Raw genomic sequence first — 13,959 nt, 5'->3', positions numbered from 1 at the left:
GCGGCGGCTCGCCTGCCGAGAACGGAGCAACTACCCGATGGTCACATCCCCGCAACTACTCGCCGCCGTCGATCTCGGTTCGAACAGCTTCAGGCTGATCGTCGGCCGCGTCGAGGAAACGCCTGCGGGCAGCCAGATTTACCCGGTCGACGCGCTGCGCGAGCCGGTTCGCCTCGCGGCAGGCCTGTCGCGCGACAAGATGCTCGATCGCGCCTCGCAGGAGCGGGGCTGGGACGCGCTGAAGCGTTTCGGCGAACGCCTGCGCGATTTCCACCCCGATCACGTGCGCGCGGTGGCCACCAATACGCTGCGCGTCGCCAAGAATGCCGGCGAATTCCTGGTCGAGGCCGAAGCGGCGCTCGGCTTCCCGATCGAAGTGATCGCGGGCCGCGAGGAAGCGCGGCTGATCTACGCGGGCGCCGCGCACTCGGTGCCGGCCAATGCGGGCAAGCGGCTGGTGGTCGACATCGGCGGCGGCTCGACCGAATTCATCATCGGCCAGCACTACACGCCGATCGTCATGGAAAGCCTGTATATCGGCTGCGTCAGCCACAGCCGCCAGTTCTTCCCGGCCGGCAACGTCGACGAATACACCATGCGGCAGGCCGAACTGGCCGCCAAGCGCGAAATCCAGATTATCTCGGGCGAGTACAAGAAGGCCGGCTGGGATCAGGCGATCGGCTCGTCGGGCACGGCGCGCGCGCTGGCCGAGCTGGTCGAGGGCAACGGCTTCAACGATGCCGGCATCACGCACGGCATTTCGCGCGGCGGGCTCGAACGCTTGAAGCGCGCGCTGATCAAGGCCGAGAACGTCAACCGCCTGAAGCTCGTCGCGCTGAAGCCCGATCGCATCCCGGTGCTGGCCGGCGGTTTGTCGATCATGCTCGCGGTGTTCGAGGAACTGGGCATCGATTACGTGGACACCACCGACGGCGCGCTGCGCCTCGGCGTGCTGTACGACCTGCTCGGCCGGGCGCAGCACGAGGACATGCGCGCGGTGACGGTCGAGGGCTTCACGCGCCGCTACGGCGTCGATCGCGCCCAGGCCGACCGGATCGCCTCGCTGGCTACCAGCTTCTACGACCAGCTCGAGCAGACCGAGGAACTGCGTCGCCCGGAGGATCGCACGTTCGTGGGCTGGGCCGCCGCGTTGCATGAAATCGGCCTGTCGATCTCGCACAGCGCCTATCACAAGCATTCGGCCTATATCGCCAGCAATGCCGACATGCCCGGCTTCTCGCGCACCGATCAGGCCCGCCTGGCGGCGCTGGTGCTCGGCCATGCGGGCAAGCTCGGCAAGCTTTCGCAGTCGCGCGACGTCGAATGGCCGCTGCTGTTCTGCCTGCGCCTGGCGGCGCTGCTGTGCCGTCGCCGAACCGATGCCGGCTTGCCCGAGATTTCGGTGTCGGACGCCAAGAAGGGCGGCTACGAGGTGCGGCTGCCGGGCAGTTGGGTCGAGCAGAACCCGTTGACCGACTACAGCCTGAGCCAGGAAGCGGCGGAGTGGGAGAAGGTCGGCATTCCGTATCGCGTGGTGTACACGGAAGCCTGAGCGCCGGGCGCGCAGTGCGCGTTCGATGAAAAAGCGGCTGCATGCGTCGGGCATGCAGCCGCTTTTTCATGTCGTCGAGGCTCGCGCCGCGCTCAGGGCGTGCAGACGATGGCGGTCAGGAACGGGAACGCGGCCTTCACGGTGGCGGTGCTGCCGGCGGCGCGCACCTTGGCCTCGACACTGCTTTTCGAGCCGCGCACCACCACGCCGTAGCCCCATTGGTCGATCTGCGTGCCGTCGCCATGCTGGAACAGCGGATCGTTCTCCTGGTAGCCGAGCACCACGTAGACCGAAAAGCCGTAGGCCGTCAGCGGGTGGGCGGTATGGAATGCGTTCATCGAATTCGCTTCGACGTGCATCGGCTTGGTGTCGATGTCGCCGGCTTCGGCCAGCGGCGCGACGAATTTGTGGCCGTTCCACGAGCAATCGAGCGCGGCGTCGAGCGCTTTCGGCTCCGCGGCGAAGGTGGGCGAGGTGGCAGTCAGCAGGGCGGCGCAGGCTAGGCCGGCGGCCGCGAGGTGGTGTGCTTTCATACGGCGCAAGTCGGTGATGTTGTTGTTCTGGTGGCGAGAAAGCCGGTGCGCATGCAGCCGGCCCGCCGCGCCCGGTTGACCCTGATCGCCGGCGCGGCGTGTTTCGATCATAGCGAAAACGCGGCGGCGGCGCAGCGGTTTGCCGTTGCCTTGTGACGTGGCGCCGAGGCAGAGGCCGCGCGGCGCATGGCGGCCTGCTGCCGCCCTCTGCCGCCTATTGCGGCTCGCGTTGCAGATATTGCCGGACCTGTTGCAGGCTCACGCGCCCGCTGTGGGCTGTGTCGATCTGGTCGAAATGGCGCGCGATGAACGGCAGGCCGTGGGCCCGGGCCTGCGCCGCGGTGATCGTCCGGCCGTCCGACAGCGCGGCATTGGTGGCCAGGCTCGCGGCGAGCCGCGAGCGGGCCTGCCGGGCCAGATCGCTGCCGGTGGTGGCCGAGGCGGGCGCGGCAAGCGGCTGGCGCGGCCGGAACGGGCCGTCGACGCCGCCTTGCAGCGGCACCGGGGTGGACACGGCCTGCTGCGCGGCCGCGGCGGCGGGGCCGGCGGGCAGCGCCAGCGCCAGCGTGGTGGCCGCCACGACCGCCAAGGCCCGGGTCGCCAACGAAACGGCGTGGCGCAGTGCCGCGAATGACATACCGCGTGGAATCGGATGCGGATGGAGCATGGCGTGTCTCGTCGAGAAGGGGAGCGGCATCAGCGGGCCGCGATCGCGGTGTTCGAGGTTCGCGCGGCCGCCGGGCTTTCGTCGGGCCAGGGCGCGGGCAATTGCGCGAGCGACAGCGCGTTGGCGATCGGCCGGTTCGCGAAGAACGCGGCCAGATCGGCACGCAGGCGGGGCCGCGCGTCGTTGTCGAGATAGATCATGTGGCCGCCCGGGTAGAACGTCATCTGCAGGTTCGGCGCGATGCCGGGCACCGTCTGCAAGCGCGCGAGCTGGTTCTCGGTCAGGAAATACGGCGTGGCCAGGTCGTGATAGCCGTTGGCCGACAGCACCTTCAACTGGGGATCGAGCTGGAGCGCGGCGAGCAGGTCCGGGATGGTGTCGGGCACGGCTTGCCCGGCGTGGCTGAAATCCCAGCCGTTGATGACAGCGTTGTTCAGCGTGGCGTAGGTCGCGTTCGGCGCCTGATAGCCGAGCTCGTTGGGCAACTGCGCGGCCAGCACGGCGGTGAACGGTTGTGAAACGAGGATGTCGGACGGGTCCGAATCCGCCTGCAGGCGCGGGTCGCCGCTCGGCAGGATCACGCGGCCGTCGTAGCGGCCGATGGTCGAGCCGGGCACCAGCGCGCGGCCGTAGAACTTCGTGCCGAAATACGCACTCAGCGAGGCAAACGACAGGGTGGTTTGCGTCGACCATTGCGACAGCGTGTTGATGTCGGGGTAGGTCGGCGTGGGCACCAGCGGGGTGCCGGCGAAGAAGAAGCTCGGACCGTATTGCGCGAGCTGCGCGTATTGGGCGGTCGCGAAGGCCTGCATCTTCAAGGCGAATTGCGCCGGGTCGGCCGGCGCGGGCGACACCTGGTTGAAATAGGCGGCCACCTGCGCGTAGCCGAGGAAGTAACCGATCATCCCGTCGGTCGCGGCCTTCAGCGCCAGCGACGCGCTGGCCGTGTTGCCACCCGTGATCGCGTAGGTTTCGCCGGGGTCCGCGAAGTAATTGAGGATCGACGACTGCAGCACGATGCCGCTCAGGTTCACGCCGGCCGATTCGAGCGCCAGCGCCAGCATGTTGGTGCGCGGCGTGCCGTACGACTCGCCGTACAGGTACAGCGGCGCGCTGGTGCGCTGGTTGACGGCGATATAGCGGCGGATGAAGTCGCGCATCACGGCCACGTCGGCATCGGTGCCCCAGAACGTCTGGTTGGTGTTCGGCGCGATGGCTTCCGAGAAGCCGGTGCCGGGCGGATCGATGAACACCATGTCGGTGGTGTCGATCAGGCTGTCGTCGTTGGCGACCAGCGGGAAGTCGGGCCAGTTCGTCATGAGCGGATCGGGCGTGGCCACGCGGGTGGGCGCGAACGCGCCGAGCCGCAGCCACACCGACGACGAGCCGGGGCCGCCGTTGTAGAAGAACGTGACGGGGCGCGGCCGGCCGTCCTGGCTCGGCGCGGTGTAGGCCACGTAGGACAGGCTGGCCTCGGGCGTGCCGTCCGGGGCCAGCGCGCTCAGATGGCCGGTGGTCGACGTGTAATCGACGCTCTTGCCGTTGCCGGCCCACTGGCGATGCATGACCGCCGCCGATTCGTTGACTTGCCACAGGTTCAGGCTGGCGCCCGCGCCGGTGGCGTATGCGGTGTTGTCGATGAAGGCCTGGTTCGAAACGGCGCCGAGCGCGCTGGCGCTGCCGTTGTTGTCGTCGCCGCCGCAGGCCGCCAGCGCGAGTATGGCGGCCGCCAGGAGGCCCGCTCCGATATGCCGGATCGCGCGCGATCCGCTGCGGGCTCCCGTTCCCGAAATCGATTTCGACGTGTTTCCCCGCCCCGTGTTGTCTCTTGCTTTCATCCCTGTTCCCTTGCCGGAAAGTCGATGCAATTCGGACTTTTATTTGCCGATATGACGATGGATTTATTCTTTTTCTTGTTAACGGCGGGGATGGCGGGGAATGCAGCGCAGGAAAGAAAAATAGTGCTGCCAATCGAAATTTGAAAAGGATCGTATGGATTGTTATTGGAGAATTGGCGGGTAAACGGGAAAGGGAAAACCCGCGAATTAAAACCGCAGACGATTATCGACAGGGTTTGCGCTTCGGCGCGGAACGGCGGCCGGGCGGGATGTCGGGCGCGGCGGGAGAAGGCGCAAGAGGGCGCAAGGCACAACCGATCGAAGCCGCCACGATCGGAACGTGAACCGAATGGATAATCGCCAGACATGGCCTCGGACGGCGCCGCCCGATTCATCGTCTTGCAGTCGGTTTCGAATCGATTTCAACCGCACACGCCGAGCCGTTCGGCGCGCGGTGCAAGCTCGTGCCGAATCGCATTGCGCCTCGCCGAACGTCAATCGCGGTGCAGCCGTTGCAGATAATGCTCGCAGCGCGCGCGCAGCGCTTCCATCTGCGGCGAGCCTTCGTCGGCGAGCAGGCCGTCGGCGAGGCCCGGGCCGCTGCCCGAGGTGGCCACGTCGTAGATCTCGTTGGCCAGGCCGCGCGCGGCCATCGCGATGCGAATCCGGTCGAGCCACTCGCATTCCACGCGATGGCTGTCCAGCCATAGGCGGGTGGCCGCCACGATACGGTCGGGCGGCATCCAGCGCCCGGTCTGGATGCGTGCGACCAATTGGCTCGTCACGAGGTAACGGAGCAGGTCCACTTGTGTCACGCGTCAGTCCTCCATGCTTGGCCGGGCGCTGGCGATGACGCCGGCCCGGTACGCCGCGTCGGCCGAGAGGGCCAGGGATGCGGCGGCGTATCCATTCCCTTCAGCAACGGCCATGCCAGCCGGGCAGGCCGCGCGCGGCACATGTCTTGCGGCTCATGGTGTCCATCCACGACCGGAGGGTTTATGCAACACGATCTGACACGACCCCTGACACGACCTGTATGGCGCGCGTTCGCCATGGGCGCGCTGTGTGCGGGGCTGCTCGCGGCGGCCGGCTGCTCGAAGCAGAGTGATAGCGGCAGTGCCGGCAGCGCAGCCAGTGCGCCGGCCGCATCGAGCGATACGTCGCAACCGGGTGCGGCCAGCGGCGTATCGCCGGCCCCGATGACGGCGCCGGGCGCGGCTTCCGACGCCACGGGCGCATCCGATTCGTCGGGTGCCGCCGGTGCGTCGCCGGCCTCGGGCGCGTCGGGGGGCTGATCCCCCGTCCCCGCCGGCCACCGCGTGCGGCCGGCGGGTTTTCGCATTGGATTACCCAGGACCGGGAGGCTTTATGAGCAGCACCTTGAACCCCGACAACGAACCGCTCGATCCGTCGGGCGGCAACGGCAGCGATGCCGACGCGCTCGGCCCGAGCGATTCGTCGGACAGCGGCAGCGACACGCGCGGCGCGAAACGCCGCCCGTTCGACGTGGACGACGAACTCGACGCCCATGCGCTCGAACGTGGCGCGGCGGCCGGCGCGGCGGGCACCGACCGCGCCGGCACGGGCGAGCGCGCGTCGGCGGACGGTGATTCGAACTTCGTCGATAGCGCCGACATCGAGCCGGACCGCACCGGCTGGCTGGCCGACAGCGACGACGCGGAGCAGGACGACGACGCGCCATGAGCGCCGACGGCCGGCGCCCGCGCGTGGCGCCATCGCCGTCGATCCGGCAAATCTTTCAATATCGTTTGAAGTAAATGATGAAAAACGGTGACGCCGGCCGAATCCGCGCCGGGGTGACCCAACCGATCGAGGAGGTATGCGATGCAACGACGCCATCCGAATCGCTCGCGAGACATGCGCGGGCCGGCGAACTGGCAGGAGCGCAACGAACGGGCTTACTGGGGCAGCGACGAGCACGACCTGCCGCATTACGACGACCTGTTGCTGCCTGACGACGAACGCGACATCGATTTTCAGGACGCCCGCGAGCGCCTGCCCGCCGAGCGTTTCGACGCGCGGCGCGAGCGCGGCGAGCACGACGCCCGGCACGATGCCGGCGATGCACGGCGAGCGCGCGGTGCGGCCGATGAAGGAGGGCGGGAGCGTGATGCCCGGCGCGACCCGGTACGCGTCGGCGGCGGCCCCGCGCGGCCGGCCGCGCCCAGCGAACGCGAGCATGGCGGCCACGCGGGCGAGCACGCTGCGCGCCGCGACGCGCGCTACGGCGATGCGCCGCGGCACGAGCGGAACGAGCAGCACGCGTGGCAAGGCGGTGGCCACGGCGCGCCGTCGCACGCGCGCTACGATCCGCCGCCCACCTATCACCCGCGCCACGCCGAGCGCCGCGCGCAGCCCCTGCGCGGGCCGAAGGGCTACACGCGTTCCGACGAACGGATTCGCGAGGATGTCTGCGAGCGCCTGGCCTTCGCCATCGATATCGACGTGAGCGAGGTCAGCGTGGCGGTGGAGGCGGGCTGCGTGCGGCTCGACGGCACCGTGCCCGAGCGCTGGATGAAGCACGAGATCGAGGATCTGGCCGATAGCTGCGTGTGGGTGCGCGACGTGGACAACCGGGTGCGCGTGGTGCGCGGACGCATGCCCGACGACGTGCCGCAGTCGGCGGCGCGTGGCGGATCGGGTTCGGGGGACGCGCCGCTGGCCGGCCCCGATCCCGCCGCGCAGCCGTCCGGTGCGATCGGCCCGGCTGGCCCGGCGCAGCCCGATGCCGCCACCGTCGCGCCGGGGCCGGACGACCGCCGGCATTGAGCCGGGCGGCGGCGCGCCGTCAGCGGCGCGCGCTTTCCTCGAGCTCCTGCTCCAGGCCATGCTCGCGCATCAGCGCGAGCCGGTTGTACAGCGTCTTGAGGCTGATGCCGAGCGCCTTGGCGGTGCGCGGCTTGTCGCCCTCGAAATGACGCAGCGAGGCGACGATGAAGCGCTGTTGCGCATGCGCCAGCGTGGCGCCGAGCGGCAGCGACATCACGTTGTCGCGCACGTCGACGCGCGGCGGCACCTGGCGCGGCAGGTCGAGTTCGATCTGGTCGTCGGACAGGATGAAGGCGCGTTCGATCGCATTGCGCAGCTCGCGCACGTTGCCGGGCCACGGATAGGCGCGCAGCGCCTTGAGCGCCTGCGCCGACAGCGCCTTGTCGCTGCCGTGCTGGGCGTTGAGCCCGGCCACCAGGTCGCGCGCGATGTCCTCGACGTCGCCTTCGCGGTGGCGCAGCGCCGGCACATGCAGCGCGAACGCGGCGAGCCGGTAGAACAGATCCTCGCGCAGCCGGCCGTCCTGGATCGCATCGACGGGATTGTGATGGGTGGCGGCGATGATCCGCACGTCGAGCGGGATCGTGTCGGTGCCGCCCACCCGCATGATGGTGTTCGATTCGAGCGCACGCAGCAGCTTGACCTGCATGTCGCGCGGCATTTCCGCGATTTCGTCGAGGAACACCGTGCCGCCCGCCGCGGCTTCGAACCAGCCGATGTGCTGGGCGGCCGCGCCCGTGAAGCTGCCTTTTTCATGGCCGAACAACTGCGATTCGGCGAGTTCGGCCGGGATCGCGCCGCAATTGACGGCCACGAACGGGCCACCCGCGCGGGTGCTGGCATCGTGCAGCAGGCGCGCGGCGATATCCTTGCCGGCGCCGCTTTCGCCGACGATCAACACGCTTGCGCGGGTTGCGGCAACCTTCTCGATTTTCGACAGCAGCGCCTGGAGGCGCGGCGAGGAGCCGGCCAGACGGCGGCCGTCGCTGGATGTTTTCGACATGAATGTTGGATCTCGGGTGGAAGAGCGTGTCTCCGTACACGGTCCCCGTGAAGCGTGTAATTTTTATAAGATAAGCGCAAGCGTAGCCGAATCTGCCTGCGGTTCATGAATTGAAAATTCCAATACGCCTGGCATGGTCGGATAGAAAAAAACGATAATGGCCGGGTGCAACAGGTTGTCCTCTATACTCCCCGGACGCCAAGTCGACAGGCCGGGCCAAGCGGCCGATCCGGTGCCCCGGTCGGCGTTATCAAGATCGACAGCGTCGTGCCGTCGGTCACCCTTTCCGGGCGTCATCGGGTTGTTCAGCGCCCGGTGCTCCTGCTGCACGCTGCCCGGCGCGAGGCCTCGATGCCCGCCGGAGCGTGTTCCGAGACGGAGCGTCAATGCCCTATATTCTCGTCGTCGAAGACGACGCCGACACCCGCGAGATGCTTTCGGTGCTCGCTCAAACGCAGCAACTGAGCTGCGACACGGCGGCGACACTGGCCGAAGCGCGCAAGCTGCTCGCCACCCACACGCCCGATCTGATTCTCTGCGACCTGATGCTGCCCGACGGCAGCGGCATGGATCTGTTCGAAGAATTGCCGAAGGGCGTGCACTGCGAGATGGTGCTGACCACCGGCCACGCCAGCCTCGAAACCGCCATCGACGCGCTGCGGCGCGGCGCCACCGATTACCTCGTCAAGCCGCTCAACATGCAGCGGCTGAACAGCATCTTCGCGCGGGTGCCGCGCACCAGCGTGCTGCACGAGGAAATCGCCTCGCTGCGCGGCGAACTGAAACGGCTCGGCCGCTTCGGCCGCATGCTCGGCAATTCGCCGCCGATGCAGGCCATGTACGACGCGATCAGCCGCGTCGCGAGCACCGAGGCGTCGGTGTTGCTGATGGGCGAATCGGGCACCGGCAAGGAGCTGGCCGCGCAGACGATCCACGACCTGAGCCTGCGCCGCAAGGGGCCGTTCCTCGCCATCAACTGCGGGGCGATCGCCGCGAACCTGGTGGAGAGCGAGATGTTCGGCCACGACCGCGGCAGCTTCACGGGCGCGGATCGCCAGCACAAGGGCTTCTTCGAGCGCGCCGACGGCGGCACGCTGTTCCTCGACGAAATCACCGAAATGCCGATGGAGTCGCAGGTCAAGCTGCTGCGCGTGCTCGAAACCGGGCGGCTGACGCGGCTCGGTTCGTCGCGCGAGTTCGACGTGGACGTGCGGATCGTGGCGGCCACCAACCTCGACACCGACGCGGCGATGGCCAACGGCAAGCTGCGCCCCGATCTCTATCACCGCATCAACGTGTTTCCGATCACGCTGCCGCCGCTGCGCGAGCGCGGCGAGGATATCCCGATGCTGGCCGCGGCGTTTCTCGAACGGCTCAACGAGGAGAGCGGCCGCGGCATGCATTTTGCTGCTCCTGCACTGGCGGCGTTGTCCGGCTACCAATGGCCGGGCAACGTGCGCGAGCTGCGCAATTTTGTGCAGCGCGCCAGCATCTTCAACGACGGCGACGTGATCGATACGCTGCCGGCGCCGATCATGACCGAGGTGTCGGGCGAGGCGGTGGCCGACGACGACACGGTGTCGGTGGCGTTCGGCACCACGCTGGAGGAGGTGGACCGGCGCGTGATTCTCGGCACGCTGGCGCAATGCGGTGGCGTCAAGACGCATGCGGCCGAGGTGCTCGACATCAGCCTCAAGACAATCTACAACCGCCTGGCGCAGATCGAAGGCGGCGACAAGAGCGACAGGACGGATACGGCAGCGGACAAGGCGCCGTCGTGAGCGCAGCGCGCCACGGCGTGCCGCCGTGCCGCGAAACCTGCGCAGCGACCCGCCCGGATGGTAAGGGATGCGTCCGGCCCAAGCGGTGCGGACGGGAGCCGATCAGATGAATCAACTCGAAGCAGGCTGGATGCGCAATGGCGTGATCGTTGCGGCACTCGTCGCGATGCCGACCGTGCTGCAGTCGCTGCTCGTCCATTTCGGCGGCCCGAACATGCCGCTGGTGCTGTACTACCCGTTCATCGCGGGCATCGCCTGGACCGTCTCGTTCGGCGCCGGCCTGGCGGCGTCGCTCGTCGGCGCGCTGCTGATCTGGCTGCTGTTCGTCAGCGACCCGCAGGCCTATCCGATATCCGGCGCCATGCAGGCGCTGGAAATCGGCATGTTCCTGCTGGTGTCGGGGGTGGTCAGCGCGGTGGTAGCCGCGCTGCGTCATGCCCGGCTCACCAATGATGCGCTGCGCCGCCGCGAAGCCGCGCAGCGCCGCGACTACGAAACCACGCTGGCCTCGCTGACGCAGGGCGTGATCGTCACCGATCCGGCTGCCCGCATCACCTATCTGAATGCCGCGGCCGCCGCGCTGGCCGGCCATGATGCCGACGCCGCGCGCGGCCAGCCGTTCCACGACGTGTTCCATGCCTACGACGGCGACGACCAGCGCGTGCGCTCGGTCCAGCTCGACCGCGTGCTGGCCGGTGGCGAGGGCGGCGCGGCCGACCTGCAATGGCTGCGGCCGGCGGGGCAGGCCGCGCGGATTCCGGTGGCGATGTCGGTGTCGCCGCGATGCGATGCCGACGGTGAGCGCGGCGGTGCGGTGCTGGTGCTGCGCGACGTCAGCGCCGATCAGGAACGCACGATGGCGAACCGGATGCTGCGCCGGCTGGTGGATGCCTCGACCGACGCGATCATCGGGGTGGGCGTCGATCGCCTGATCACGAGCTGGAATCCGGCCGCCGAGCGCATGTTCGGTTATGCCGAGGCGGATGCGCTCGGACGCGACGTCGGCATGCTGGTGGCGCCGCGCTGGCAGGCGCGGCATCCGCTGACCGTCGCCGTGGCCGAGATGCGCGAGGCCGTGGCCGGGCTCGACCTGCTGTGCCTGCGCGCCGACCGCACGCGGTTTCGCGCGACGCTCGGCGCCTCGCCGGTGTTCGACGAAGCCGAACGCTGCGTGGCGCTGTCGCTGACGCTGCGCGACACGCGCGTGCAGCGCCGCCGCGACCGCCGTGCCGATCACCGGCTGCGCGGCGCGCGCGATGCGCGGCGCCTGGCCGACACCTCGAACCGGCTCAAGGACGAGCTGCTGGCGGTCGTCTCGCACGAGCTGCGCACGCCGCTGAACGTGATCTACGGCTGGGTCGAGGTGATGCGCAACCCGATCGACGGCGCGCTGCAACGCCAGGCGATCGACGCGATCGATCGCAGCGCGCGTTCGCTGTCGCGGATGGTGGCCGATATTCTCGATGCGTCCTCGCTCGCCACCGGCAAGCTGCGGCTCGATCCGATGCCGGTGGATCTGGTGCGGGTGATGAACGATGTGGCCGTCTCGTTCGAAACCACTGCCGTCAGCAGCGGCGTGCAGCTCGACACGCATTGCGCGTTCGACACCTGCATCGTGTCGGGCGACGCCGAGCGGCTGCGGCAGATGCTGTCGAATCTGGTGTCGAACGCGTTCAAGTTCACGCCGCGCGGCGGCCGCGTGACGATCGGGCTGACCCGCGAGGATTCGCGCGCGCTGCTGACGGTGAGCGACACCGGGCAGGGCGTGCCGGCCGATTTCCTGCCGCACGTGTTCGAGGCGTTTCGGCGGGCCGAGGGCTCGCCGGCGTCGTCCAAGCGCGGGCTGGGGCTGGGCCTGTCGATCGTGCGGCACATCGCCGAGCTGCACGGCGGCGGCGTGCGCGTGACGAGCGCCGGCCTCGATCTCGGCACCCGTTTCGAAGTGGCGCTGCCGGCCGGCTGGCAGACGCCGGACGCCGTGCTGTGGGCGAGCCGCGACAGCGACACGACGCTGACGCGCGAGCGGCTCGATCTCGCCGGCCAGCGCATTCTTCTGGTCGACGACGATGAAACCTCGCGCACCAGCCTGGCGGCCGCGCTCGCCACGCTCGGCGCGGCGGTGGTGGTGGCCTCGTCGGGGCGCGACGCGCTGACGCGGCTCGACGCGGCGCGACCCACCATCGTGCTGTCCGATCTGGCGATGCCCGATGGCGACGGCTTCTGGCTGCTCGATGCGCTGCGCGGCGACGCTCGCGCCGCCGCGAGCGCCCCCGTGCTGGCCGTGACGGCGCATGCCGGGCAGGCCGACGAACGGCGCGTGCTGTCGGCCGGGTTCAACGGCTATCTGTGCAAGCCGGTCGATGTGCAGACGCTGGCGCGCGAGATCCTGCGCGCAACGCAGGCGCCACTGCGATCACTGACGTCTCCGTCTTCGTCTTCCACGATAGACAAATGAGGGCCGGCGGCCACGTTGCACGGCTGCCGCGTTCTTCCCGCGTTCTTCCCGCTTCTGTTCCCCGCTCCGTAAATCTTGCAATCAGCTTGACGAAAAGCACCGTCGCGCCCGCTTCGCCTTGCCCGGCGTGGCGGGGCGGCCGGGTACGCGCGTTGCGAGCCTCCCGATATCGCCGGCCCGTCCGGCCCGATTCCTGGAGGTCACGATGAAGCACCGCACCGAAGGTCAACGCCCGCATCGTTCATTGAACCGCCGCCGTGTCGCCACGCGCTCCGCGCGCGGCTTGCTGGCGATCGCCCTGACCGCCGCCACCGCGTTCTGCGCGACCGCCTCGCTCGACGCGAACGCGGCCGCCAGCGACGAGGTGGCGTCGGCCACGCATTCGGCCGGCGCGTCGATGCGTGACATGACCCTCACCACCAAGGCGAAGGCGGCCCTGGTCGGGACCGACGGGCTGTCGTCCGGCGATGTCCACGTCAGCACCAAACAGGGCCGTGTCACGCTGACCGGCAGCGTGCCCGACGAGGCGCAGAAGCCGCTCGCCGTGCAGGCCGTCAAGAGCGTGAAGGGCGTGCGTTCGGTGCAGGACCAACTGACGATCCTCGCGAAGTAAGCGCGACGTCGTCATCCAGCCGCAGTCCGATTTCACGAGGAGAGCGAGGATGAGTCGAGTCACGACACGCCTGCGCGCGGCCACCCTGGCCGTCGCGCTCGGCGCGGCCTGCGCCGCTTCGGCCCAGACCGACCCGAACCCGGTGCCGCACAACCCGCCCGCCGCCAGCCCGAGCGTCGGCGCCGAAATCGTCAAGCCGGCTTCGCCGGTGGGCGACAGCGAGATCGCCAAGCGCCCGCAGGGCATCGATCCGGAATTCGTCGACAAGGCCGCGCTCGCCGGCAAACGCGAGGTGCAGGCGAGCCAACTGGCGATCGAGCGCTCGGAATCGCCGGCCGTGCGTGTGTTCGCGAAGAAGATGCTCGACGATCACGGCCGCGCCAACGAGCAGTTGCGCACGCTTGCCGCGAAGGAGGGCGTGCCGGCGCAGGCCGCGATGATCGTCGATCCCGACATCGACGCGCTGCGCAACAAGCACGGCCACGATTTCGATGTGGCCTACGTGGCGATCGCCGGGCCGGGCGCGCACCGGCAGGCGATCCGGCTGTTTTCGGCCGAGGCGCGCGGCGGCCATTCGACCGAGTTGCGCGCGTTCGCGCAGGACAGCCTGCCGATGCTGCACCAGCATTTGGGCTTGGCCCAGAAGCTCGCGCGCGAAGTGGGCCGTTGAAGCACCCCGGCGGCGGCGTGCACATCGCGCGGACAAAAGAGAGCGTCCCCACACGGG

Annotated in this window: 15 protein-coding genes; 8 read left to right on the top strand and 7 right to left on the bottom strand. The window is 69.0% G+C overall.

Annotated features, from left to right (window positions below; translation table 11 throughout):
- Positions 1-37 precede the first annotated feature (37 nt).
- A complete protein-coding gene (gene ppx / locus AB4851_RS29170; protein ID WP_414449862.1) occupies positions 38-1,552 on the top strand; it encodes an exopolyphosphatase in 1,515 nt (504 codons plus the stop codon).
- A gap of 92 nt (positions 1,553-1,644) precedes the next feature.
- On the opposite strand, the gene AB4851_RS29165 is transcribed toward ppx, so the two are convergent.
- From AB4851_RS29165 to AB4851_RS29145, 5 genes are all read right to left on the bottom strand, one after another.
- Positions 1,645-2,085 (bottom strand): hypothetical protein, encoded by a 441-nt coding sequence (locus tag AB4851_RS29165; RefSeq protein WP_414449861.1) that lies wholly within the window; start codon positions 2,083-2,085, stop codon positions 1,645-1,647.
- Between the two features lie 214 nt (positions 2,086-2,299).
- Positions 2,300-2,722 carry a hypothetical protein gene (locus AB4851_RS29160; RefSeq protein WP_414449860.1) on the bottom strand — a complete coding sequence of 141 codons (423 nt, stop codon included), beginning with the start codon at positions 2,720-2,722 and terminating at the stop codon, positions 2,300-2,302.
- Positions 2,723-2,781: 59 nt separating this feature from the next.
- Positions 2,782-4,590: a S10 family serine carboxypeptidase-like protein gene (locus AB4851_RS29155; RefSeq protein ID WP_414449859.1), complete on the bottom strand. Its 1,809-nt coding sequence runs from the start codon at positions 4,588-4,590 to the stop codon at positions 2,782-2,784.
- Complete coding sequence (locus AB4851_RS29150) at positions 4,587-4,958, bottom strand: hypothetical protein (protein ID WP_414449858.1); 372 nt, start codon at positions 4,956-4,958, stop codon at positions 4,587-4,589. The genes AB4851_RS29155 and AB4851_RS29150 overlap by 4 nt, the downstream gene beginning before the upstream one ends.
- Positions 4,959-5,084: 126 nt before the next feature.
- A complete protein-coding gene (locus AB4851_RS29145; protein WP_414444577.1) occupies positions 5,085-5,405 on the bottom strand; it encodes a hypothetical protein in 321 nt (106 codons plus the stop codon).
- Between the two features lie 183 nt (positions 5,406-5,588).
- On the opposite strand from AB4851_RS29145, the gene AB4851_RS29140 reads away from it, so the two are divergent.
- From AB4851_RS29140 to AB4851_RS29130, 3 genes are all read left to right on the top strand, one after another.
- Positions 5,589-5,885, top strand: a complete 297-nt coding sequence (locus tag AB4851_RS29140; protein ID WP_414449857.1) for a hypothetical protein — start codon at positions 5,589-5,591, stop codon at positions 5,883-5,885.
- Positions 5,886-5,958: 73 nt separating this feature from the next.
- On the top strand, positions 5,959-6,294 hold the full coding sequence (locus AB4851_RS29135) for a chemotaxis protein (protein ID WP_414449856.1): 336 nt from the start codon (positions 5,959-5,961) through the stop codon (positions 6,292-6,294).
- A 141-nt stretch (positions 6,295-6,435) separates the two neighbouring features.
- A complete protein-coding gene (locus AB4851_RS29130) occupies positions 6,436-7,380 on the top strand; it encodes a BON domain-containing protein (RefSeq protein WP_414449855.1) in 945 nt (314 codons plus the stop codon).
- Between the two features lie 19 nt (positions 7,381-7,399).
- Here the strand turns inward: AB4851_RS29130 and AB4851_RS29125 are convergent, their stop codons facing one another.
- Both AB4851_RS29125 and AB4851_RS29120 read right to left on the bottom strand, forming a co-directional pair.
- Entirely contained in the window at positions 7,400-8,383 is a 984-nt protein-coding gene (locus tag AB4851_RS29125; protein ID WP_414449854.1) for a sigma-54 interaction domain-containing protein, read from the bottom strand.
- 63 nt (positions 8,384-8,446) lie between these two features.
- Positions 8,447-8,770, bottom strand: coding sequence for a hypothetical protein (locus AB4851_RS29120; protein ID WP_414449853.1), 324 nt, complete (start codon positions 8,768-8,770; stop codon positions 8,447-8,449).
- Between AB4851_RS29120 and AB4851_RS29115 the strand changes: the two genes are divergently transcribed.
- From AB4851_RS29115 to AB4851_RS29100, 4 genes are all read left to right on the top strand, one after another.
- Complete coding sequence (locus tag AB4851_RS29115; protein WP_414449852.1) at positions 8,770-10,164, top strand: sigma-54-dependent transcriptional regulator; 1,395 nt, start codon at positions 8,770-8,772, stop codon at positions 10,162-10,164. The genes AB4851_RS29120 and AB4851_RS29115 overlap by 1 nt on opposite strands.
- 106 nt (positions 10,165-10,270) lie before the next feature.
- On the top strand, positions 10,271-12,619 hold the full coding sequence (locus tag AB4851_RS29110) for an ATP-binding protein (RefSeq protein WP_414449851.1): 2,349 nt from the start codon (positions 10,271-10,273) through the stop codon (positions 12,617-12,619).
- 205 nt (positions 12,620-12,824) lie between these two features.
- Entirely contained in the window at positions 12,825-13,232 is a 408-nt protein-coding gene (locus AB4851_RS29105) for a BON domain-containing protein (protein WP_414449850.1), read from the top strand.
- 49 nt (positions 13,233-13,281) lie between these two features.
- Complete coding sequence (locus AB4851_RS29100; RefSeq protein WP_414444585.1) at positions 13,282-13,902, top strand: DUF4142 domain-containing protein; 621 nt, start codon at positions 13,282-13,284, stop codon at positions 13,900-13,902.
- Positions 13,903-13,959 lie beyond the last annotated feature (57 nt).

The sequence above is a fragment of the Burkholderia sp. 22PA0099 genome, assembly GCF_047497165.1.
GTDB lineage: Bacteria > Pseudomonadota > Gammaproteobacteria > Burkholderiales > Burkholderiaceae > Burkholderia.
Note: the sequence above shows the minus strand (reverse complement) of the source record. Positions and strands in the feature narration are given on the sequence as shown.